The sequence below is a fragment of the Actinomadura verrucosospora genome, from assembly GCF_039540335.1.
Lineage (GTDB): Bacteria > Actinomycetota > Actinomycetes > Streptosporangiales > Streptosporangiaceae > Spirillospora > Spirillospora verrucosospora.
The window spans coordinates 23093-43119 of sequence record NZ_BAABEV010000018.1; the positions used below are offsets into that span (position 1 = coordinate 23093).

The 20027-nt window shown below is 72.1% G+C and carries 27 protein-coding genes; 14 read left to right on the forward strand and 13 right to left on the reverse strand.

Annotated features, from left to right (window positions below; all coding sequences use genetic code 11):
- Positions 1 to 5: 5 nt before the first annotated feature.
- Entirely contained in the window at positions 6 to 929 is a 924-nt protein-coding gene (locus tag ABD944_RS20410) for a serine/threonine-protein kinase (RefSeq protein ID WP_345178733.1), read from the forward strand.
- A gap of 505 nt (positions 930 to 1434) precedes the next feature.
- Here ABD944_RS20410 and ABD944_RS20415 read toward each other — a convergent pair.
- Together ABD944_RS20415 and ABD944_RS20420 are read right to left on the reverse strand one after the other, a co-directional pair.
- A complete protein-coding gene (locus tag ABD944_RS20415; protein WP_345178735.1) occupies positions 1435 to 1917 on the reverse strand; it encodes a DNA translocase FtsK in 483 nt (160 codons plus the stop codon).
- 75 nt (positions 1918 to 1992) lie between these two features.
- Positions 1993 to 2145: a hypothetical protein gene (locus ABD944_RS20420; RefSeq protein WP_345178738.1), complete on the reverse strand. Its 153-nt coding sequence runs from the start codon at positions 2143 to 2145 to the stop codon at positions 1993 to 1995.
- 143 nt (positions 2146 to 2288) lie between these two features.
- On the opposite strand from ABD944_RS20420, the gene ABD944_RS20425 reads away from it, so the two are divergent.
- The 5 genes from ABD944_RS20425 (at position 2289) to ABD944_RS20445 (ending at position 4650) form a co-directional block, all read left to right on the forward strand.
- Complete coding sequence (locus ABD944_RS20425) at positions 2289 to 2792, forward strand: SigE family RNA polymerase sigma factor (RefSeq protein WP_345178740.1); 504 nt, start codon at positions 2289 to 2291, stop codon at positions 2790 to 2792.
- Positions 2789 to 3637 carry a hypothetical protein gene (locus ABD944_RS20430; RefSeq protein WP_345178742.1) on the forward strand — a complete coding sequence of 283 codons (849 nt, stop codon included), beginning with the start codon at positions 2789 to 2791 and terminating at the stop codon, positions 3635 to 3637. The genes ABD944_RS20425 and ABD944_RS20430 overlap by 4 nt, the downstream gene beginning before the upstream one ends.
- An 83-nt stretch (positions 3638 to 3720) precedes the next feature.
- Positions 3721 to 3966: a hypothetical protein gene (locus ABD944_RS20435; protein WP_345178745.1), complete on the forward strand. Its 246-nt coding sequence runs from the start codon at positions 3721 to 3723 to the stop codon at positions 3964 to 3966.
- 115 nt (positions 3967 to 4081) lie between these two features.
- The gene (locus ABD944_RS20440; protein WP_345178746.1) at positions 4082 to 4438 is read left to right on the forward strand and encodes a DUF6247 family protein; all 357 of its coding nucleotides are present in this window, start codon (positions 4082 to 4084) and stop codon (positions 4436 to 4438) included.
- A 20-nt stretch (positions 4439 to 4458) separates the two neighbouring features.
- Complete coding sequence (locus tag ABD944_RS20445) at positions 4459 to 4650, forward strand: hypothetical protein (protein ID WP_345178747.1); 192 nt, start codon at positions 4459 to 4461, stop codon at positions 4648 to 4650.
- Between the two features lie 65 nt (positions 4651 to 4715).
- Here the strand turns inward: ABD944_RS20445 and ABD944_RS20450 are convergent, their stop codons facing one another.
- Positions 4716 to 5228, reverse strand: a complete 513-nt coding sequence (locus ABD944_RS20450) for a GNAT family N-acetyltransferase (protein ID WP_345178750.1) — start codon at positions 5226 to 5228, stop codon at positions 4716 to 4718.
- Positions 5229 to 5288: 60 nt separating this feature from the next.
- Complete coding sequence (locus ABD944_RS20455; RefSeq protein WP_345178752.1) at positions 5289 to 5753, reverse strand: MarR family winged helix-turn-helix transcriptional regulator; 465 nt, start codon at positions 5751 to 5753, stop codon at positions 5289 to 5291.
- Positions 5754 to 5840: 87 nt separating this feature from the next.
- Between ABD944_RS20455 and ABD944_RS20460 the strand changes: the two genes are divergently transcribed.
- Positions 5841 to 6224, forward strand: a complete 384-nt coding sequence (locus ABD944_RS20460) for a nuclear transport factor 2 family protein (protein WP_345178753.1) — start codon at positions 5841 to 5843, stop codon at positions 6222 to 6224.
- 10 nt (positions 6225 to 6234) lie between these two features.
- Here ABD944_RS20460 and ABD944_RS20465 read toward each other — a convergent pair whose 3' ends face one another.
- Both ABD944_RS20465 and ABD944_RS20470 read right to left on the reverse strand, forming a co-directional pair.
- The gene (locus ABD944_RS20465; protein ID WP_345178755.1) at positions 6235 to 7023 is read right to left on the reverse strand and encodes an SDR family NAD(P)-dependent oxidoreductase; all 789 of its coding nucleotides are present in this window, start codon (positions 7021 to 7023) and stop codon (positions 6235 to 6237) included.
- A gap of 30 nt (positions 7024 to 7053) precedes the next feature.
- Positions 7054 to 7830 carry an alpha/beta fold hydrolase gene (locus ABD944_RS20470; protein ID WP_345178758.1) on the reverse strand — a complete coding sequence of 259 codons (777 nt, stop codon included), beginning with the start codon at positions 7828 to 7830 and terminating at the stop codon, positions 7054 to 7056.
- 145 nt (positions 7831 to 7975) lie between these two features.
- Here ABD944_RS20470 and ABD944_RS20475 point away from each other — a divergent pair, with 145 nt between their 5' ends.
- A complete protein-coding gene (locus ABD944_RS20475; protein ID WP_345178759.1) occupies positions 7976 to 8830 on the forward strand; it encodes a helix-turn-helix transcriptional regulator in 855 nt (284 codons plus the stop codon).
- Between the two features lie 6 nt (positions 8831 to 8836).
- On the opposite strand, the gene ABD944_RS20480 is transcribed toward ABD944_RS20475, so the two are convergent.
- A complete protein-coding gene (locus ABD944_RS20480; protein WP_345178761.1) occupies positions 8837 to 9958 on the reverse strand; it encodes a methyltransferase in 1122 nt (373 codons plus the stop codon).
- Between the two features lie 17 nt (positions 9959 to 9975).
- Here ABD944_RS20480 and ABD944_RS20485 point away from each other — a divergent pair, with 17 nt between their 5' ends.
- Positions 9976 to 10347, forward strand: coding sequence for a YrdB family protein (locus ABD944_RS20485; RefSeq protein ID WP_345178762.1), 372 nt, complete (start codon positions 9976 to 9978; stop codon positions 10345 to 10347).
- A gap of 19 nt (positions 10348 to 10366) precedes the next feature.
- On the opposite strand, the gene ABD944_RS20490 is transcribed toward ABD944_RS20485, so the two are convergent.
- Positions 10367 to 11224 (reverse strand): helix-turn-helix transcriptional regulator, encoded by an 858-nt coding sequence (locus tag ABD944_RS20490; RefSeq protein ID WP_345178765.1) that lies wholly within the window; start codon positions 11222 to 11224, stop codon positions 10367 to 10369.
- Between the two features lie 44 nt (positions 11225 to 11268).
- Positions 11269 to 11919, reverse strand: coding sequence for a DUF4097 family beta strand repeat-containing protein (locus ABD944_RS20495; protein ID WP_345178767.1), 651 nt, complete (start codon positions 11917 to 11919; stop codon positions 11269 to 11271).
- Positions 11920 to 12162: 243 nt separating this feature from the next.
- Here ABD944_RS20495 and ABD944_RS20500 point away from each other — a divergent pair, with 243 nt between their 5' ends.
- Positions 12163 to 13551: an MFS transporter gene (locus ABD944_RS20500; RefSeq protein WP_345178769.1), complete on the forward strand. Its 1389-nt coding sequence runs from the start codon at positions 12163 to 12165 to the stop codon at positions 13549 to 13551.
- Between the two features lie 9 nt (positions 13552 to 13560).
- Positions 13561 to 14316, forward strand: coding sequence for an SDR family NAD(P)-dependent oxidoreductase (locus tag ABD944_RS20505; RefSeq protein WP_345178771.1), 756 nt, complete (start codon positions 13561 to 13563; stop codon positions 14314 to 14316).
- A gap of 69 nt (positions 14317 to 14385) precedes the next feature.
- Here ABD944_RS20505 and ABD944_RS20510 read toward each other — a convergent pair whose 3' ends face one another.
- On the reverse strand, positions 14386 to 14748 hold the full coding sequence (locus tag ABD944_RS20510; protein WP_185029635.1) for a nuclear transport factor 2 family protein: 363 nt from the start codon (positions 14746 to 14748) through the stop codon (positions 14386 to 14388).
- A 178-nt stretch (positions 14749 to 14926) separates the two neighbouring features.
- Here ABD944_RS20510 and ABD944_RS20515 point away from each other — a divergent pair, with 178 nt between their 5' ends.
- The 3 genes from ABD944_RS20515 to dnaN all read left to right on the forward strand — a co-directional run bounded on the left by ABD944_RS20515 (position 14927) and on the right by dnaN (position 18140).
- Entirely contained in the window at positions 14927 to 16399 is a 1473-nt protein-coding gene (locus ABD944_RS20515; protein ID WP_345178774.1) for an AlkA N-terminal domain-containing protein, read from the forward strand.
- 10 nt (positions 16400 to 16409) lie between these two features.
- Complete coding sequence (locus tag ABD944_RS20520) at positions 16410 to 16919, forward strand: methylated-DNA--[protein]-cysteine S-methyltransferase (protein ID WP_345178776.1); 510 nt, start codon at positions 16410 to 16412, stop codon at positions 16917 to 16919.
- A gap of 75 nt (positions 16920 to 16994) precedes the next feature.
- A complete protein-coding gene (gene dnaN, locus ABD944_RS20525) occupies positions 16995 to 18140 on the forward strand; it encodes a DNA polymerase III subunit beta (RefSeq protein WP_345178777.1) in 1146 nt (381 codons plus the stop codon).
- 258 nt (positions 18141 to 18398) lie between these two features.
- On the opposite strand, the gene ABD944_RS20530 is transcribed toward dnaN, so the two are convergent.
- The 3 genes from ABD944_RS20530 to ABD944_RS20540 all read right to left on the reverse strand — a co-directional run bounded on the left by ABD944_RS20530 (position 18399) and on the right by ABD944_RS20540 (position 19984).
- Positions 18399 to 18836, reverse strand: coding sequence for a hypothetical protein (locus ABD944_RS20530; RefSeq protein ID WP_345178780.1), 438 nt, complete (start codon positions 18834 to 18836; stop codon positions 18399 to 18401).
- 57 nt (positions 18837 to 18893) lie between these two features.
- Positions 18894 to 19235, reverse strand: coding sequence for a hypothetical protein (locus ABD944_RS20535; RefSeq protein ID WP_345178782.1), 342 nt, complete (start codon positions 19233 to 19235; stop codon positions 18894 to 18896).
- Between the two features lie 185 nt (positions 19236 to 19420).
- Positions 19421 to 19984 (reverse strand): helix-turn-helix domain-containing protein, encoded by a 564-nt coding sequence (locus ABD944_RS20540; protein ID WP_345178783.1) that lies wholly within the window; start codon positions 19982 to 19984, stop codon positions 19421 to 19423.
- Positions 19985 to 20027: the final 43 nt, after the last annotated feature.

Genomic DNA, 20027 nt, shown 5'->3' on the forward strand with positions numbered 1-20027 from the left:
GAGGTGTGGGCGGGACGCGACCGCGACCTGCACCGGGACGTGGCCGTGAAGTTCCTCCTCGACGGCGCCGACACCCCGCCGGACCTGCTGCGCCGCTTCGAGCGGGAGGCGGTGGCCGCCGCGCAGCCGGACGCCCCATGGAGCCGGAGCGGGCGCTCGACATCGCGCAGGCGATCTGCGAGGCCCTGGTCGCGGCGCATGGCGCGAAGGTCGTCCACTACGACATCAAACCGTCGAACGTGATGCTCACTTCCGATGGCCGCGTCAAGGTGGTCGACTTCGGGATCGCGGGCTTCTCCCACGCCCACACCTACACCGTCGCCCCGACCGCCATGCTCGCGCCCGCGGGCACGGCCTCCTACGGTGCGCCGGAGCAGTTCCTCGACCAGCGCGGCGACGAACGCTCCGACCTCTACGCCCTGGGCAGCGTCCTGTTCGCGCTGCTGGCCGGCGAGCCGCCGTTCACCGGCGCCAACGACCTCTCCGTCATCCGGCGCAAGACCGACGGCGAGGCGCCCCGGCTGAACGTCCTGCGGCCCGACGTCCCGCCGCACCTCGCCGATCTGGTATCGGAGCTCCTGCAACGCGACCCGGACCGGCGTCCCCGCAGCGCGCGGGCCGTTCACGAACGCCTGCAGCGGGCGCGGTTCGCGACCGTTCCGGACCATGGTGAAGCACGCGCGGAGGCCGGCGGGCAGGGCCCGTCGACGCCACCGATGCGGAACGTCGCGCCGGACGCCGGGGAACCGTCCAGGCGGTCGCCCAGCGCCCCGAGCTCGGTGACAAAGCCGCCCGGCTTCGGACGGTCGATGAGTGCGACGGCTGCCCGGAAGGGCGGCCGAAGCCTAGGGAAGCAAACGAAAGGAACAAACCAATGGATATCAGGATTGCGGACCCTCGCGATCTGGAGGGCATCCGCCGGATCGTGAGCGACGTGGTGGCGGACCGTAACCCGTACTGGGTTCGGCTGGCCCCGACACTGGAGGGCTCCTCCAGGATGTTCGGTCCGTCCACCTGGTCGCGGCCGAGGGCGAGGAGGTTCTCGCCTTCATGCGCCCGGTCCTATGGGGTGCGGCGAGCCACGTCGACTCCCTGGAATCGCCCGTACGGGGTTCCGGGAAGACTGGCCCTCACCCCCAGCGAGGGTGAAGGCCAGCAACTAGCTCATCCAGTGTCCATGGTGAACACCGCAGGCGACCCTAGGGTCGCCTCAACTCCGGTAACACTGGACCTACTGGCCCGTTCCAGCGCAGACGCCACAACCGCCGCCGCTGCAGTGCTGACAAACATTCTTCATGGGAACAACCTCCGTTTGGTTCCGTGACTTACCTTCTGCGGCCCTGCCGCACTAAGGACTGTGGGCCGTCGTGAGGATTCGGCAACTGCCGACCAACTCGGGGTTCCGGCCCCCGCAGCAGGCCCTGCACCCCGACATCACCTCAGGCCAGAGCTGAAGGGCTTGTTGCCGGTGGCGCGGCGGTGCCGGAGCCAGGCGGCCGCCAGGCTGCGGGCGGCGGTCGGGTCCGTCGGCGCGGCGGTGTCCTCGTCGGTCTCCAGGTCCTCGGCCTCCTCTTGCGTGGGCTCCTGGGCGACGTCGGCGGCGCCGGCGGTGACGGTCGGGTCGGGGGCGTCGGTGCGCAGCGCGGCCATGACCGGGTCGCCGTTCCGGCGGAGCTGGTCGAGCACGGCCGCGGCGCCCTCGGCGGGCACGAGGACCGGGTGCGCGCCGTCGTCGCCGGCGGTGCCGATGGCGTCCTTGCGCTCCAGCGCCTCGATGAGCCGCGAGGCGTCGGCGGCCGGGATGCGCAGCTTGCGCGACAGCATGGGCGCCGTGGCGCGCTGGGTGTTGATGACCAGCTCGGCGGCGGCCAGGAGCTCCTCGTGCTCGGCGAGAAACTCGGCGCGCTCGTCGAACACCTCGACGTCGAGGGGCTGTGAGCCGCCGTGCGGGCCGGGGCGCTCGCCGGGTCCTGTGCACCGGCCGGGGCGCGGTCAGGGGGACTGCAGGCGCATTAGGCGCGCGGTGAACTCGTCGGCGTCCTTGGCGGCGGCCGGGTAGGCCGCGGCGTGCGCGACCATCGCGGCGTTGGTGGCGCGGCTGTCCGGTCCATCTGCGTTCTCGGCCCCATGAACGAGCAGCAGCACGCCGCCCTCATCGCGGCCCTCGTCAAGCACGCGGGACCGCGCTGGAGCCCCCGCATCGGCCCCTGACCCGCGCAGACAGACCATCCGCCATTTGCCGGGTCTTTCCTGCCAACCATCCGGGCTCGCTGCGGCGTTCAATGGGCGTGAGTGAACCGACGCAGGAAGCCGCGTACGCCACGTTCGCGGCCGCGGCGTGGAAACGCCACTACGGCCTGGCCACGCTGCTGACCGGCGACCCCCACCGCGCCGAAGAGCTCCTCCAGGACTGCCTGGTGAAGCTGTACGTGCGGTGGCGTCGGGTGGCCGACGGCGATCCGGACGCCTACCTCAAACGGATGCTGGTCAACGGCAACGTCAGCTGGTGGCGGCGCAGGCGGCGCGAGTTGCTGACCGAGGCCCCCGAACGCCTCGACGCGCGCTCCGACTCCCCGCGGGAACCGGACGACGAGCTGCGCCGGGCACTGCTCGCCCTGCCCCGCCAGCAGCGCGCCGTCGTCGTGCTGCGGCACTACGCCGACATGACGGAGGCGGCGACCGCCGGCCTTCTCGGATGTTCCGTCGGCACCGTCAAGAGCCAGCACTCCCGGGCGATGAAACGGCTCCGTTCGACGCTCGCCCTTCCGCAGACCGAGGAGATCACACGATGAGCGATGAGCAGCTGACCCGGATGCTGCGGTCGGCGGCCGGGGGGCACCCGATCCCCAGCGCGCCGATCGAGGCCGTGGTGCACCGCGGCCGGCGCGCCAGGCGCAGGCGCCGCACGGCCGCCGGCGCCCTCGGCACCGGCGCGATCGCGCTGGTCGCGGCCGCCGCCACCCTCGGCGGGAACCTCGTCTCCGGCGGCGGCGACGGTGATCGAGTGATCACCCCCGGACGCGGCGGCGACGTCACCCTGGCCGCGGCCACCGAGGCGACGGCGGGCACGACGTTCCACGTGAAACTGACCTGGACGCTGAGCTCGCGCGGGCGCCGCGAAACGGTGGAGACCTATCAGGGCGCCTTCGACGCCCCCCACCGGCGCGGCTACCTGCGCGGCCCCGGATCGGTGCCGATGGAACAGCGTTTCATCGGCGACGACCGCTATGTGCTGCGCGGCAAGGCATGGCGCAAGCTCGACCACGGGCTGAACGGGCTGACGCGCGGCACCACCGGCCCGCAGGAGCTGACCGCCGATCCCGGCCGGATGCTGCGGATGCTGGCCACGTTCGGGACGCTGACGCCCCAGGGCCGGTCCGGCAGCGGGGCGACGGCGGTGCAGACCTACGCGTTCTCCCACGCGGCCCGTCCCGCCGAGGGGTCGCCCGCCGGGACGCGGATCACGGGCACGGTGACGATCGGGATCGCGACGCGCAAGATCCAGAAGATCGTGCAGACCACCGTCATCACGACCGCGACCCCGGAGATCGCCGACCGGGACCCCGTCCGCTTCACCTCCGTCACCGAGTTCTCCGACTACGGGACGCCGGTGAACGTGACGCGTCCGTCCGTGTAGCGGACGTCGCCGGCCCCGATGCGCGCGGCTCGGGGCCGGCGACCGGGGCGCACCACCGTTCGCCGCCTGTTCAGTCGCCCGTCGTGATCGGCGAGGCCTCGGCCTCATCTGGGCCTGGTGCCCTGTGCCTGTTCGTCACCCCCGAGGCCGGGCTGAACGCGGCCAAGCCCGGCGGCAGGCTGCTGGGGCTGTTCGCCGACGGCAACATGCCGCAGGAGTGGACCGGTCCGGCGGCCAAGGTCGGCGGCACCGACCCGGCCCGGTGCACGCCGAACGCGGACCCGAAGGCGGCACGCCGTGCCGCGGCCTTGTTGGAGGAGAGCAGGTGACGACCTCGCGGCATGCGCAGCTGTTGAAGTGGGATCGCCGTGTGCTGCACACAGGCTCAGGTGATGTGGGTAGTGTCAACGTGGAGCTGAGTACCTGACTAAGGGGGTGGGTTCGATGAGCGTGCAGCCGCTTCACCCAGAGCCGGATCCGCGGGACCCGCAGGTCATCGTGGACAGCCTCCCCGAGGAAGAACGGGATTTCTTCCTCTCCCAGTACAGGGAACGTGCCCACGCCGCAGCCGACGACCTCACCGGCTACAAGGCGCTCCAGCGGTTCTTGAATGTGTGGAGCATTCGGGCACGGACGCAACGTCCCTCCAGCAAGGAGATCGAAGACCGGATCCAGGAGATCCACGACGGCGCCCCCACGGTTCCGATCGAGGAAGTCCTCGCCCAGCAACTCGGCATGTCCCGCGCTGATGCCGCCGCCTGGTGGCAACAGAAAGTCGAACAAGCCGCAGAGGGTCGCTGAAGGTCGGCAAACTACGGCCCATGACCTACCGGGCCGAGCTCTCCCCAGAAGTGATCCGGCAGCTCGCCGGCATCCCCGAGCAGGCACGGTTCGCGCTCGCTGAGATTCTCAGCGTCATCGTCGCCGACCCTCACGACCCGACCACCAGCGAACCGACGCCGGACCCGCGGATCAGGCAGGCCGTCTTCGGTGGCGTGGGGCTCGTCGAGTAACTGATCTGGGACGAACTGCTCGTTGTCGTCGCGGTCGACCTCGTCTGGGGCGGCTGATCCCGGCTTCAGCGGGCGGGGCGTTCGTAGATGAGTTCTCGGCCGTCTTCTTCGTCCCATTGTTCGCCTACGTGGGTGAAGCCTTGGCCGGCGATGGTGGCCAGGGACGCTTCGTTGTCGGGGCTGATCGTGGCGCGGACGGTGGTGACGGACGGTTCGGCGGCGGCGCGTTCGAGGAGGGCGGCGAGCATCGCGCGGGCGTAGCCCTTGCGGCGGTGGGCGGGGTCGACGGAGTAGGCGATCTCGACGGTCCCGTTCTCGTCCGGGGCGCCGTGGAAGCCCGCGTGGCCGACGACCACGCCCTCCGGCTCGGCGACGGCGGCCCGGACGATCCAGGGGGCGTGGGACGGGTCGCGGTCGAGTTGGGCGAGGCGGAAGCGCCACAGGAACTTCGCGTCGCCGGTGGTGAAGTAGTCGGTGAGGGGGACCCCGGCGACCGCGCCGGCGCCCTCCAGGTCGTCCTCCAGCAGGGCCTTCATCGCGGCGGGCGGCAGTTCGGCGAAGCGGACGGCGGGGGGCATGGGCGGCTCCTCGGTCGGGGGCGATCACCTTAGGCGGGCCGGCCCGACGACCACCAGCGATTAACCGGGGCGGCGGTTCTCCGCATGGTGGTCGACGACGCGGAGCAGCAGGTCGGTGAGGCGGGCGCGCTCGTCCGGCGCCAGGGGGGCGAGCAGGTCGTCCTGGATGCGGTCGAGGACCTCGTCGAGTTCCACCAGGTGGCGGGAGCCCTCGGGGGTGAGCGTGATGACGTTGCGTCGCCGGTCGGACGGGTCGGGGGAGCGGTCGACGAGGTTCTTGGCGGCCAGCTCGTTCAGGGCGGCGACCACGTCGCTGCGATCGATGCCCGAGCGGCGGCCGAGGTCGGCCTGGCTGGACGGGCCGTACTCGTCGAGGGCGGCGAGCAGCCGGTAGTGGTAGCCGCGGGCGCCGGCCGCGGCGAATCCCTCGGCGAGCAGGCGGTGGCTGTGCGCGGACGCCAGGTTGATCAGCCAGCTCGGGATGTGCCGGAGCCGCGTGGGCGTCCGGTCGTCGGACGTCGTCATGCGGACAGTGTAGGGGCTTGTTGGTGGGGCCAACGATCATCTAATGTTGGTGGTGCCAATGTTGGTAGTGCCAATGAATGGGGAATCATGGACGACCGTGCCGAGCTCGCCGCCCTCGTCAGCCGACTGGGAGCGTGGCTGGACGACAAGAGCCCCGGCGACGGGCGGACCGTCTTCACCGAGGACGTCGAGGCCCGCACGCTGGGCGGCGTCGCGAAGGGGCTCGAAGCCGTCGTCGCGCAGGCGCGCCGGAACCACACGGTGCCGACGCAGCACTTCATCACCAACCCCCTGATCGACGTGGACGGCGACCAGGCCGCGATCGGCGCGAACCTGCTGGTGGTCTTCGCTCGGGACGAGGGCCTGCGCCTGCTGGGCGAGCGCTACGAGTTGCGCGCCGCCCGGACGGCGGACGGATGGCGCATCAGGCGGGTCGAGGTCCGTCCGATCTGGGAGGCCGCGAACGTCTGAGACCGCCGGATCAGGGAGACGTGAGCTCGTCGGAGAGGGCCTTCAGGCGGGCGCGGGCGTCGGAGTCGTAGGCCTGGGCGTTCGCGCGGGCCTCCTGGAGCCCGTCGAAGAAGCGGCCGGACACGGCGTCCAGGGCGGGGTCGGTGACGAGGCGGTGGGTCGCGCGGACGCCCTCCTCCAGAGTGCTGATCGGCGACGACACCATCTTGGTCGGCATGTAGGTGGCCGGGTGCAGGGCGTTCGCGGTGACGCCCGTCCCGGCCAGCTCGGCGGCGAGGTCGAGCGTGAACAGGATCTGGGCGAGCTTGCTCTGGCAGTACGCCCGCGTCCCGCTGTACCCGCGAGTGATCATCACGTCGTCGAAGTCGATGGCCTGCTGGCCGAGGCTGCTGACGTTGACGATCCGGGCGGGCGCGGAGGCGGTCAGGGTGGGCAGCAGGAGCCGGGTGAGCAGGTAGCCGGACAGGTAGTTCACCTGGAACGTCAGCTCGTGGCCGTCCGCGCTCTCCCGCCGGGGGCCGTCGACGCCGATGCCCGCGTTGTTGACCAGGACGTCCAGGCGCGGGTGGTCGGCGCGGACGGCCTCGGCGAGCGCGCGGGTCTCGGCGAGCGAGGACAGGTCGGCGCGGTACCAGGAGGCCTTGCCGCCGATCTCCTGGAGGGTCGCCTCGCCGCGCCGGTCGTCCCGTCCGTGGACGAGGATCGTGGCGCCCTCGGCGGCCAGTTCGGCGGCCAGGGCGCGACCGAGCCCGTCGGTCGCGCCCGTGATGAGGATGGTCTGCTGATCGATGGGACGCATGTTCTCCATGGTGCCCGGCGCGCGCGGCGGTCAGGGACGGTCGAGGAAGTCCCGGACGAGCTTGACGAACTCGTCGGGCCGCTCGGCCATCGCCACGTGGCCGGTGTCGAGCTCGGCGTACTCGCTGCCGCTGATGCCCGCGGACAGCTCCCGGTGGTTCTCGACGGGGATCGTCTGGTCGCGGGTCGCCCCGATGACCAGGGTGGGCGCCGCGACCCGGGGCAGCAGCGGCCGGATGTCGAGCCGGGCGACCAGGTCGATCTGCCGAAGCCGGTCGTCGTTCAGGTCCATGAACGCGTGCTGCTGCTCGACCGCGTCATGCCCGATCCGGTTGAGGAACGCGCGGCTGAACGCGGTGAGCGTCGCGAACCGTCCGAAGCTCTCGGGGCTGCCTGCGAGGCTCGACCAGAGGGTCATGTGCTGCCGGACGTACTCGTCGCCCGCGTGGGACAGGCCCGCGACGGGCGCCAGCCGCCGGACGAGGTCCGGTCGCAGCGCCGCGGCCGCGACGGCGGTCGGGGCGCCGAGCGAGAACCCGACCACGTCGGCGAGGCCCGTGCCGGCCTCCTCGATCACGGCGTTGACCTGCGCGCCGAGCCCCTCGATGGTGAGCGGGGAGCCGTCGTCGCGGGCGGGGTCGCTGCCGGAGAGGTCGGGCAGGACGACGGTGCGGTGATCGGTGAACCGGTCGAGCATCTGGTCCCACATGGCCGAGCCGGGCCCGACGCCGTGCACGAGGACGAGCGCGGGCCCGGAGCCCTCGACGCGGTAGGGGACGGTGGCGTTTCCAACTGTGACCTTCGGCATGGCGGTCGTCCTTCTCAGTGGTGTCGCTGGACGCCGTCAACGCTCGCAAGGCCGGGCCGCGATGAGAATCGGACGGTTCTGGCTAGGACAACCGGTCCCAGTCTTAGCTCTACGGGCATTCCGGACGGAGCGGAATCATGGGGGCATGGAGATGGACCGCAAGGAGCTCGCCGACTTCCTCCGCCGCTCCCGCGAGCGGCTGCGCCCGCAGGAGGTCGGGCTGGCGGCGGGCCCCCGGCGCCGCACCCCGGGGCTGCGCCGCGAGGAGGTGTCGCAGCTCGCCGGCATGTCGGCGGACTACTACATGCGCCTTGAGCAGGCCCGCAGCCCGCAGCCGTCCACGCAGCTGCTCGGCGCGCTCGCCCGCGCGCTGCGGCTCACGATCGACGAGCGCGACCACCTGTACGTCCTCGCCGGGCACCGCCCGCCCGCCGGGCCGTTCGCGGGCGAGTACGTCCGGCCGAGCATGCTGTACCTGCTGGACCGGCTGCACGAGACGCCGGCGCAGATCATCGGCGACCTCGGGGACCTGCTGGCGCAGAACGCGCTGGCCGAGGCCCTTTTCGGATGCGTCTGCACGGTGGAGGAGCCCAACCGGAACATCGTGTGGCGGTGGTTCACCGACCCGTTCGTCCGGGAGGCGTACCCGGAGGAGGAGCATGAGCCGCACGGCCGCCGGCACGTCGCCCAGCTGCGGGCGGCCGTCGCGCGGCGGGGCAACGACGCGGCCGCGTCCGCCCTGGTCGAACGGCTGCACGCGGCCAGCGACGAGTTCACCCGGGTCTGGGAACGGCACGAGGTCGCCGTCGAGCGCACCAGCCGGCTGAAGGTCGTCCACCCGGAGGTCGGCTTCATCGAGTTCGACACCGAGGCGCTGCTGACCCCGGCCGAGGACCAGCGGCTCTTCGTGTTCACACCGCCGCCCGGCACCGGCAGCATCGAGTCCCTCGACCTGCTGCGCGTCATCGGCCCGGAGACCGCGCACCGCAGCCACCGCTGACCGGCGTCACCCGGCGGTGAGCCGCCACAGAGACGTGGTCTCGGCGGCGCGGGCCGCGTGGAGGGGGTCGTCGGGATCGGCGGCGCGCGGGTGGCGCGGCGCGGTGTCGAGCCGGCCCGCGACCCGCAGGCCGGACGAGGCGATCATCTCCAGGAGCTCGTCCCGCGTGCGGAGGCCCAGGTGCTCGGCCAGGTCGGAAAGGATCAGCCAGCCTTCCCCGCCCGGTTCGAGGTGGTCGGCGAGCCCGGACAGGAAGCCGCGCAGCATCCGGCTGCCCGGATCGTAGACGGCGTGCTCCAGGGGGGTGCTGGGCTTGCCCGGAACCCAGGGAGGGTTGCAGACGGCCAGACCGGCGCGTCCGTCCGGGAAGAGGTCAGCGTGCACGACCTCGACGTTCACACCTAGCCGCTCCACGTTCTCCTGGGCGCAGGCCAGCGCGCGCGGGTCCTGGTCAGTGGCGACGACGTGCTCAATGCCACGACGTGCCAGTACCGCCGCCAGGACGCCCGTACCGGTTCCTATGTCGAAAGCCGTTTTCGTCGGCGGAAGCGGTGCCTCGCCCACCAGGTCTACGTACTCGCCTCTGACCGGCGAGAAGACGCCGTAGTGGGGGTGTATACGGTCGCCGCCAAGCGCCGGGATCGAGACGCCCTTCTCGCGCCATTCGTGGGCGCCGATCAGGCCGAGCAGTTCTCGCAGTGAGGCGATGTAGGGCTGGTCGTCCGGCCCGTAGGCCTCCGTGCAGGCGTCCTGGACGTCCGGGGCCCGCCGTAGCGGAATCACGTGACCGGGGTCGAACGGTATGAGCAGCATGCCGAGCGTCCGCGCGCGCTGGGCGCGTGCCTGCCGGTACAGGTGGAACGCCTGCGCGCGGTCCGGTTCGGGCTTGTTCTTGCGCCGCCGTGGGGGACGGTCGATCCGGCGTGCCATGGCCTTGAGAAGCTGCCGCGCGTTCTGGAAGTCACCGCGCCACAGAAGCGCGGTGCCTTCGCACGCCAGGCGATAGGCGTCGTCCGCGCGCGTCTCGTCGTCGGCGACCACGATGCGTCGGGGCGGCGGGGCGCCGCTCTCCGACCGCCAGCGGACGCGATGGTCCCGGCCGCCCTCCTGCCAGGAGATCTCGTCCACAGGAGTACCGTATCGGCGTGCGTCTACCTGGGGCCTTGCATGCCGCCAACGAAGGCCTCGCCTTCCTGCTGGAACTCGCCGCCATCGCCGCGCTCGCCTGGTGGGGCTTCACGACCGGCGGGAACGTTCTGGTCAACATCGTCCTCGGGCTCGGTGCGCCCGCGGCCGCGATCGTCCTGTGGGGCATGTTCGCCGCGCCACGGGCCCGCTTCAAGATCCCGCTGCCGCTCGTGCTGCTGGTGAAGGCCGCCGTGTTCGGCGCCGGCGCGCTCGCCTTCCACGGCGTCGGCCACACCGCGGCGGCCGTCGCCTTCGCGGTGATCGCCCTGGTCAACACCGCCCTCGCCACCGCCGACCGCGACGCCCACTTCCGCACGGCCGCCGAGTGAGGCGACCGCAGGCCCGCCCTCAGGCGAGGTCGGCGCTGGAGAGGTGCGTGGACGTCTCGGCCAGCCTGTGCAGCGCCGCCTCTGACGGCGAGCCCGGTTCGGCCGCGTAGAGCATGAGGCGGCTGAGGTCGGGGTCGCCGGGCAGGTGCAGGGTCTCGAACGGCAGGACGAGCCGTCCCACCTCGGGATGGTCGATGCGGGCCTCGCCGTTCGTCAGGTCCGTGACATGGTGCGCCGACCACAGGCGGCCGAACTCCGGGCTCCGCTCCCGCAGGCAGTCGATGACCGCGCGCAGGTGCGGGTCGTCCGGGTCCTGGCCGGAGCGGAAGCGCAGGTAGGCCGCGTTGCGGCGGGCCACCGCCGGCCAGTTGCCGCCCAGCCGGGCCTTGTAGTCGGGGTTCAGGTGGATCTGGTGCGACCAGGTCCGCTCGTCCGGCGGGACGTTCGCCAGGTCGACGAACACGGCGGCGGTGAGCCGGTTCCACGCGACCACGTTCGTGTAGTGCCCGACGACGTAGGCGGGTGCGTGCGTGAACGCGTCGAGCAGGTGCTGCAGCGGGGCCCGCAGGCGCGGAGGCGCGGTGAGGGGCGCGCGGCGCGGCGGGTGGGCGAGCCGGTGCAGGTGGGCGTGCTCGTCGCCGTCCAGCCGCAGCGCCCGCGAGATCGCGTCCAGGACCTCGGTGGACACGCCGTCGGCCGCGCCCTGCTCCAGCCTGATGTAGTACGCGACGCTGACCCCGGCGAGCTGCGCCAGCTCCTCGCGCCGCAGGCCCGGGACGCGCCGCCGCGTCCCGTAGGAGGGCAGGCCGGCGTCGTCGGGACGGAGCCGCGCCCTCCGCGACTTGAGGAACTCGCCGAGTTCGCCGTTGCGCGCCATGCGGCCGAGGCTATCCGGGGCCGCCTCGCGCGAGGACCGACGGGTCAGGCGGTCCTGGTGGTGATGTCACCGTTGCTGGTGCTGACGTCGAGCCGGTACTCGGCGGACGGGTCGTTCGGAATGCCGAGCCGCCGGTCTCCGTCGCCGGTGTGCGTGCTCACGCGGTAGCGCCCCGCGGGCATGGTGACCGTGACCTCGCCGTTGTCCGTCTTCGCGCGGACGTCCTGGGGCGCACCGGGCGTGAGGGTGACGTCGCCGTTGGACGTCTCGGCGTCGACACCGCCCTTGAGACCGCTCCCCCGGATCTCGCCGTTGTCGGTCCTGACCTTGATCGGCCCCGCGGCCCCGTCCAGGCGGACCGAGCCCGAATTCGTGGACACATCCACCTTGCCCACCTTCGACAGGGTGATGGAGCCGTTGGAGGTGCTGCCGGACACGGGGACCCCGGCCGGGAGTTCGACCGTGTAGCTCACCGAGCAGCGGGAGCCGCAGCCGCGCAGGGTGAGGACGCCGTTCTCGACCTGGTGCGTGGGCCCGTCGGGCTTGTCCCCGCGGTACTTGACCTCGCGGTGCAGGGTCGTCTTGGACGACCCGCCGCGCAGCGTCACGCCGCCGGACCCGATCTGGTCCAGTCGCACAGCGGTGATCTTGCCCTTCAGCGTGGCGTCGTCCTCGTAGGTGGAAGCGAATGCCACGTCGCATGCGCTGAGGGCGGTCACGCTGACCGCTGCTAGGGCGAGGGCGAGAACTTTGCCACGCACTGAAGCCTCCTGGTCGATCCGGCTGAACGCTGCTGAGCCTAAGGAGACGGGTCCCGGATGGCCGTCACGCCAGGGAGCCAGGTTGGTTCTCCCTCCCAGTGCCTGAGCCTGCTACTGGGAGTAGTACGAACGAGCGGGGACTGGGTAAGCGCGCCCAGCGCAGCGAGGGTCTCTGCCATGACCGCACTCACGACCGCCGTGTCCGCTCCCCCAGAGCGGATGACGTCACGGCACAAGCTGGTACTGACCCTCCTGCTCGGCGCGCAGTTCATGCTCGCCATCGACTTCTCCATCCTGAACGTGGCGATGCCCGTCGTCGGCAGAGGACTGGGCTTCGGGCTGGACGAACTCCAGTGGATCGCCACGGCGTTCGCCCTCCCCGCCGCCGGATTCACGCTGCTGTTCGGCCGCGTGGCCGATCTGTCCGGCCGGCGCCGGATGCTGCTCGCGGGCATGGCGCTCCTGGCCGGAGGGTCCCTGGTCGGCGGGCTGGCCACCTCACCGGCGCTGCTGCTCACCGGGCGCGTCCTCCAGGGCCTCGCCACGGCGATCGCCACCCCGGCCGCGCTGTCGCTGCTCACCACGTCCTTCCCGGAGGGGCCGCTGCGGACCCGGGCGCTCGGGCTCAGCGGCGCGCTGATGTCGGCCGGGTTCACCGTCGGCGCGATCCTCGGCGGCCTGCTGACCGACCTGCTGAGCTGGCGCTGGGCCTTCCTCGTCAACGTGCCGGTCGCGGTGCTGATCTTCGCGGTCACGCCCGCCGTGGTCGCGGAGAGCCGGTCCCCGGACCGGGCGAGGCTGGACGTTCCCGGCGCGGTCACCGTGACCGGCGGCCTCCTCGCCCTCGTCTACGGGATCACGTCCGCCGGGTCGGCCGGCTGGGGCTCCCCGGCAGCGCTCGGCGCGCTGGCCGCGGCCGCGGTCCTGCTCACCGCGTTCATCCTGGTCGAGCGGCGGTCTCCGGCCCCGCTCGCGCCGCTGGACGTCCTCACCCGCCGCACCGTCACCTGGGGCAACGTGGGTGGGTTCGTCGCGTTCGCCACAGAGACGTCGCTGGTGTTCCTGATGACCCTCTACCTCCAGAAGGTCTTGGGCTTCTCGCCGCTGGCGACCGGGCTGGCGCTCGGCGTCCTCGGCGCCGGGACGTTCGCCGGGGGTGTCGCCGCGCCCCGCCTCATGGGACGGTTCGGCGGCCGGGCGACGCTCGTGTCCGGCCTCGTGCTGCAGGCCGCCGCCACCGCCGCGCTGCTGGGCCTCGGGGAGTCGCGCGGCGCCCTCGGCCTGCTGCTCGCCGCCACCGCCGTCGGGGGGTTCGGGAACCTCGTCGCGATCGTCGCCTTCATGGGGATCGCGACGTCCGGGCTGCCGGACCGCGAGCAGGGCCTCGCGACCGGGCTCGCCACGATGACGCAGCAGGTCGCGATCACCCTCGGCATCCCGGTGATGAGCGCGGTGGCCACGGCGAACGCGTCCGTCCTCGGCGGCGTCCGCACGGCGACGGCCGTGAACGTCGCCGTCGTCCTCGCGGGAGCGGCCCTCGCCGGCGCGTTCCTGCGCCGTTCGTAGGGGACCGCCGTGGATCTCGAACTCGAAGGCAGGGTCTACATCGTGACCGGCGCGTCCGCCGGGATCGGCGAGGCGACCGCCGCCCTCCTGGCCCGCGAGGGGGCCCGGGTCGTGCGGGTGGCCCGCTCCCCCGTCGACGTGGCCGCCGACCTCACCCGGCCCGACGCCGCGCAGCACGTCGTGGACGTCGCGCTGGAACGGCACGGACGCCTGGACGGCCTCGTCAACAACGCGGGCGCCCTCGAATCCCGGATCGGGTTCCTCGACGTCACCGACGCCCAATGGCACGCGACGTTCGAGCTGAACCTGCACGCCGCCGTGCGCATGGCCCGTGCCGCGCTGCCCGCGCTCATCGACCAGGGGGCAGGGAGCATCGTGCACGTCTCAAGCGAGGCCGCCCGTTTTCCCGATACGCCACTGGTCGACTATGCGGCGTCCAAGACGGCGCTCCTGTCGGTGTCCAAGACGCTGGCGGGGGAGTTTGGGCGATGCGGGATCCGCTCCAACGTCGTCGCGCCTGGCCCGACCCGCACGCGGCTGTGGGACGAGCCCGGAGGGTTCGCCGACCAGCTCGCCGACCAGTACGGCCTACCGGTGGAGGAGGCGATCCAACGATTCGTCCAGGACGAACGGCGGCTCCCCACCGGACGCCTTGGCACGCCCCAGGACGTCGCACGGGTCATCACTTTCCTGCTGTCACCGCTGGCCGCCCAAGTCACCGGCGCCGAATGGGCCGTGGACGGGGGAGCGCTACGGCAACTCTGAGCCTGCGTGCCGGACGTCACGGGCGTCCGGCACGCTGCCCCCTCTTGCGGCACAGACCGGAAGGCCAGGTCAGGCCGGAACCTTGTCGAGGAACCCGGTGACCCGGTCGAAGCGGCCCTCGTCGTCGAAGGTCGCCACGTCGAAGCCGACCACGATCGCCTCGCCGCCCTCCGGACCGAGCTCCCAGGTGAAACGGGCCACGTTGTGGTGGGCGTCCACCGTCCCCGCCGCACGGAACACCAGGCCGGGGAACTGCTGCTGGGCGGCTCCGACGAACGCGTCGATCGCGTCGCGCCCCTCCGCCACGCCGAGCGGGTCCACGTAGACGGGGCTCTCCGTCCACAGCTCGTCGATCGCGGCGCGCCGGGCGGCCGGGTCGGTCTCGTTCCACACGGCCAGGTAGCGCTCGACCCGCTGCTGCACATCGCTCATGTCATGACTCCCATCTGGTTCTTCGGGTTCGTCGCCCCGATGACCTCTACGGTGCCGGGCCCGCGGCGGAAGATCGATTACCTGGGAGGTCATGCCCGCGCGGCCGGTGACCTGGGCCGCGACGATGATGTCGGAATCCTGCCAGTGAAGACCCCTGACCATCGGTGATGCTGGAGGCATGCACGAGGACGTGGAAAGGTGCGTGCGGGCCTTCCAGGCGAAGGACGCCCGCTTCGATGGATGGTTCTTCGGCGGGGTCGTGACCACCGGGATCTACTGCCGTCCAAGCTGCCCCGTGGTCCCGCCCAAGCCGGAGAACATGCGCTTCTACCCGAGCGCTGCCGCCGCCCAGCAGGCCGGGTTCCGGGCTTGCAAACGGTGCCGTCCCGACACGTCCCCAGGCTCCCCCGAATGGAACCACCGCGCGGACCTCGTCGCTCGGGCGATGCGCCTCATTGCCGATGGCGTCGTCGACCGAGAGGGCGTTCCCGGCCTCGCGGCACGGCTCGGCTACAGCACGCGGCAGATAGAGCGCCAGCTCAACGCCGAACTAGGCGCGGGCCCACTCGCCCTGGCACGAGCCCAGCGCGCGCAGACGGCACGGCTCCTCATCGAGACGACAGCCCTCCCCATGGGGGACGTTGCCTTCGCGGCGGGGTTCGCCAGCATTCGCGCCTTCAACGACACCGTCCGCAAGGTTTTCGCGCTCACCCCGTCCGCCCTACGCGACCGCGTCGCGAAGGGACATCCGCCTGCCGGGGCCGGTGCGCTGTCGCTCCGGCTGCCGTTCCGGGCCCCGCTGTGCCCGGACAACCTGTTCGGGCACCTCGCCGCCACCGCCGTCCCGGGCGTCGAGGAGTGGCGGGACGGCGCGCTCCGCCGCGCCATGCGGCTGCCCCACGGGCACGGCATCGCCACCCTGCGGCCCCGGCCGGACCACGTCGCCTGCACGCTCAGCCTCAGCGACCTGCGCGATCTCCCCATCGCGATCAGCCGCTGCCGCTGGATGCTCGACCTGGACGCCGATCCCGTCGCCGTGGACGACCTCCTCCGCACCGACCCCGTCCTCGCGCCGCTCGTGGACAAGGCCCCCGGGCGCCGCGTGCCCCGCACCGTGGACGCCCCCGAGTTCGCCGTCCGCGCCGTCCTGGGCCAGCAGGTCTCGACGGCCGCGGCCCGCACCCACGCGGCACGCCTGGTCACCGCCTACGGCGACCCCATCGACGACCCGGGCGGCGGGCTGACGCACCTCTTCCCGACCCCCGCCGCCCTTGCCGAACTCGACCCGGAGTCCCTCGCCTTCCCCAAGACCCGCCGCACCACCCTCATGACCCTTGTCGACGCCCTCGCCAAGGGGGAGATCGACCTCGGCGTAGGGAGCGACTGGGACGAGGCCCGCGCGCGCTTGTCCGCCCTGCCCGGCTTCGGCCCGTGGACCGTCGAGACCATCGCGATGCGAGCCCTCGGTGACCCGGACGCGTTCATCCCCGGCGACCTCGGCATCAGGGCGGCAGCAGCGGCACTCGAACTTCCCGCCACACCTGCGACCCTCACCCGACGCGCCGCACAATGGCGGCCATGGCGCGCCTACTCCGTCCAGTACCTGTGGGCCACCCTTGACCACGCCATCAACCTGCTCCCCGCGAACTGAAGGAACCGCTGTGGAAACAACGCACGTCGTCATAGAGAGCGTCGTAGGTCCGCTCACCTTGGTCGCCACCGACGGCGCCCTGTCCGGGCTCTACATGGAGATGCAGCGGCACCGTCCAGCCCAGGAGACCTTCGGCGCCCCAGGCGACCCCGAAGACGAACCCTTCGCCACCGTCGCCGCGCAACTCTCCGCGTACTTCGCAGGCGACCTGACCGAGTTCGAGTTGCCGCTCCGCCTCCGCGGGACGCCCTTCCAGGCGCGCGTCTGGGCCGCCCTCCAGGAGATCCCCTACGGGGAGACCGTCACCTATGGCGAGCTCGCCGCCGAGATCGGCAGCCCGTCCGCGTCCCGCGCGGTCGGCCTCGCCAACGGGCGCAACCCGGTCGGCGTCATCGTCCCCTGCCACCGCGTCGTCGGCTCCACCGGCTCCCTCACCGGCTACGGCGGCGGCCTCGACCGCAAGCGCTACCTCCTCGACTTCGAGCGCAAGGTCCGGGCCACCGAGAACGCGCTCTTCTGACCCTCGCGGAGGATTGTCGGAGCCGCGGGTTACCGTGCTCGTGATGGCCGTCCAACCGGAGAAGGGCTGATCGCAGTGGAGTTCCGAGTCGAGCGCCAGACGTTGGCCGACGCGGTGGCGTGGGCTGCGCGGACGCTGCCGGCACGTCCCGCGCTCCCCGTTCTCGCGGGCATGCTCATCGAGGTCACCGAGCAGGGCGGGCTCACCCTCGGCGCGTTCGACTACGAGGTGTCCGCCCACGCCACCGACGAGGCGGCCGTGGCGGAGCCGGGCCGCGCCCTCGTCCCCGGACGGCTGCTGTCCGACATCGTGCGCAACCTCCCGAACCAGCCCGTGGACGTCTTCACCAAGGGCTCCGAGGTCGTCGTCCGCTGCGGGCCCGCCGAGTTCGGCCTCCTGACGCTCCCCGTCGAGGACTACCCCACCCTCCCCGAGCCGCCCGCCGTCGCCGGCACCGTCCCCGGCGACCTGTTCGCCACCGCCGTCGCACAGGTCACCCCGGCGGCCGGACGCGACGACACCCTGCCCATGCTCACCGGCGTCCGGATCGACATCGAGGGCGACACGATGTGGCTCGCCTGCACCGACCGGTACCGCATCGCGGCCCGCGAGCTGACCTGGTCCCCCGCGGAGCCCGACTTCACCGCCGGGGTCGTCGTCCCCGCCCGCACCCTCGCCGACACCGCCAAGGCGATCAAGCGCGGCGCGGACGTCTCCATCGGCCTCGGCGGCACCGCCGACACCCTGATCGGCATCTCCGGCGGCGGCCGCAGCATGACCAGCCGGCTCCTCGACGACCAGTACATCAACTACCGGTCCCGCCTCACCGGCACCTGGACGTCGGTCGCCGAGATCCGCGTGGCCCCCTTCGTCGAGGCGATCAAGCGCGCCGCCCTCGTCACCGAGCGCGGCACGCCCATCCGGCTGGCCTTCACCGCCGACGAGGTCCGCATCCGCGCCGCCACCGGCGACTCCGCCCGCGCCAACGAGAGCGTCGGCGCCCACCTCGACGGCGACGACATCGACATCGCCTTCGCCCCCCAGTACCTGCTCGACGGCCTCGCGGGCATCGACACCGAGTACGCCCGCCTCGAATGCACCGGCCCCACCAAGGCCGCCCTCCTCACCGCCATCCCCGACAAGAAGGACGACGAGCCCGACCCCGAGAACACCGACACCGGCTACCGCTACCTGGCCATGCCCGTCCGCCTGACCAGCTAGCTGTGTTTCGCAGCCTCGGCCCACTTCGCTTGCCTGGCGGCTCGCTACGTGACCGGGCCCGGGCGAACGCGGCATCGCTTCGCGATCTGCCCGGCTCCGCTCGCCTCCGGCTTCGCTCCACCGGCCAGGTCACGCGTTCGCGCGTGCGGCCAAGGCCACTTCGAGACAGGCGCTAGCCCCCACGTCGGCCCAACAGCCCCACCCGCGCACCGCCACCCGGACCCGCCCTCACACGCTCGGCCCCCGATGTGCTGAGGATTACCGCCTTGGCGCGCCCCACCACGTCCCGTGTCGATGGTGGACGCGGTTCCAGTCGTCGCCGGAGGCGTCGTCGGGCACTGGGACGAGCATCGCTTCCGCCTCGGCGCACACGTGCTCGACCTGGCTCACCCTCAGACGTCGACAGCCCCAGAGCAACTCAGCCATCTCGGCCGCCAGCGGATCCTCGGGCGGTGTCGCCTCGGACAGGTCGGTGCCGGTGATGGCCGCGAGGTCGGCGGCGGGGATGCCGAGGGCGGTCGCGAAGCCGCCCACCCAGTCCGGCCTCAACGGATTCGCGCCCGCGGCGATGCGGGCGTAGGTGGAGCCGGCCAGGTACATGCGGCCTCGGGTCAGCAGGTGAAGCGTCTTGGCGGCGGCGATCAGGGCATGGAGGTTGCGGTTGGCGCACAGCATGGTGACGAGCATCGCGCCCAAGCCACCGCCTCCCCGGTAGAAGTCTCGCGGCGGATCGGCCGACCGGACGCGGGGCAGTTAGGGCAGATTTTCGACCGTTTCGTGGATGTGGGTCCGCTGATCTGCCGGCAGGGCCATCACGACATGGATGAGGTCCACGAGTTCGGAGCCCGCTGCCGCTTCGCAGGGCTGAAGGGGCTCCGGCACCGAGAGTCCGGCGATCACGAAGAGGTCGGCGGTGCGGAAACCCAGCGCGGCGGCAAGGCCCTCGACTTGCGACGCGGACGGGGTCACGCCGTCGGCCACCGAGCGCAGCTCAGATTCCGGGATGCCGGACGCTGAGGCCAGCCAGGCGACGTCCGTCTGGCGGGAGTTGAGGAGCCGCGTCAATAACACGCCAAAGTCGGGATCATTCGCCATGCCGCCACATTAATCCGACGAGGACCCGACGGCCGGACAGGCGCGGCGCCGGCTCACCGCTCCCAGGAGCTGCCACTTCAAATGAGACAACCGCCCGCCCGCATGTCCGGAGGGAAGTGGCCAACCGGAGGTCAGGGGCATGGGCGGTGGCCAGATCAACCCGGACCTCACAATGAGGGCTGTGGTCAGAGGTCGAGGACGGCCAGGACGAAGCGGACTTCGCGGGTGCTCGCGTTGCCGTAGGAGTGGGGGCGGTCGCCGACGAAGACGGCGGCCGTACCGGCCTCGACCAGGTCGGACCGGCCGTCCACGCCCAGGGTGAGCGTGCCCTCCTGGACGTACACGATCTCCTTGGTGCCCGGCACGTGCGCGTCGCTCTCGCGCGTCTCGCCAGGCTGGAGCACCCAGTTCCACAGCTCCAGCGACGGGCGCGGGTCGCTGCCGGCCAGTAGCGTTCCCGTCCCGCCGTGCTCGCCCTCCCACAGCACGACGTGCCGCTCCGGGCGGAACATCCGCACCGGCGGCTCTTCCTCGACCTGGACGAGCCGGGTGAGCGGCACCCCCAGCGCGTCGGAGATCCGGATGAGCGTCCCCAGGTTCGGGTTGCCGCGCCCCTGCTCCAGCCCGACCAGCACGCCCTTGCTCACCCCGGCGCGCCCGGCGAGCTCGTCCAGGCTCCACCCGTGCCCGGCCCGCAGCGCCCGCACCGTCCGCGCCACGGCCTCGCCGATCGCCTCCTGACCGCTCAAGCGCCCTCCAGCCGCCTCGCTCCGGTCCGCCGCATGCCAGTCT

Coding starts and splice junctions, on each gene's coding strand:
- ABD944_RS20430 (WP_345178742.1), top strand. CDS start 2,789: ATGAGCGATGAGCAGCTGACCCGGATGCTGCGGTCGGCGGCCGGGGGG.
- ABD944_RS20440 (WP_345178746.1), top strand. CDS start 4,082: ATGAGCGTGCAGCCGCTTCACCCAGAGCCGGATCCGCGGGACCCGCAG.
- ABD944_RS20445 (WP_345178747.1), top strand. CDS start 4,459: ATGACCTACCGGGCCGAGCTCTCCCCAGAAGTGATCCGGCAGCTCGCC.
- ABD944_RS20450 (WP_345178750.1), bottom strand. CDS start 5,228: ATGCCCCCCGCCGTCCGCTTCGCCGAACTGCCGCCCGCCGCGATGAAG.
- ABD944_RS20455 (WP_345178752.1), bottom strand. CDS start 5,753: ATGACGACGTCCGACGACCGGACGCCCACGCGGCTCCGGCACATCCCG.
- ABD944_RS20460 (WP_345178753.1), top strand. CDS start 5,841: ATGGACGACCGTGCCGAGCTCGCCGCCCTCGTCAGCCGACTGGGAGCG.
- ABD944_RS20465 (WP_345178755.1), bottom strand. CDS start 7,023: ATGCGTCCCATCGATCAGCAGACCATCCTCATCACGGGCGCGACCGAC.
- ABD944_RS20470 (WP_345178758.1), bottom strand. CDS start 7,830: ATGCCGAAGGTCACAGTTGGAAACGCCACCGTCCCCTACCGCGTCGAG.
- ABD944_RS20475 (WP_345178759.1), top strand. CDS start 7,976: ATGGAGATGGACCGCAAGGAGCTCGCCGACTTCCTCCGCCGCTCCCGC.
- ABD944_RS20490 (WP_345178765.1), bottom strand. CDS start 11,224: ATGGCGCGCAACGGCGAACTCGGCGAGTTCCTCAAGTCGCGGAGGGCG.
- ABD944_RS20500 (WP_345178769.1), top strand. CDS start 12,163: ATGACCGCACTCACGACCGCCGTGTCCGCTCCCCCAGAGCGGATGACG.
- ABD944_RS20510 (WP_185029635.1), bottom strand. CDS start 14,748: ATGAGCGATGTGCAGCAGCGGGTCGAGCGCTACCTGGCCGTGTGGAAC.
- ABD944_RS20515 (WP_345178774.1), top strand. CDS start 14,927: ATGCACGAGGACGTGGAAAGGTGCGTGCGGGCCTTCCAGGCGAAGGAC.
- ABD944_RS20535 (WP_345178782.1), bottom strand. CDS start 19,235: ATGGCGAATGATCCCGACTTTGGCGTGTTATTGACGCGGCTCCTCAAC.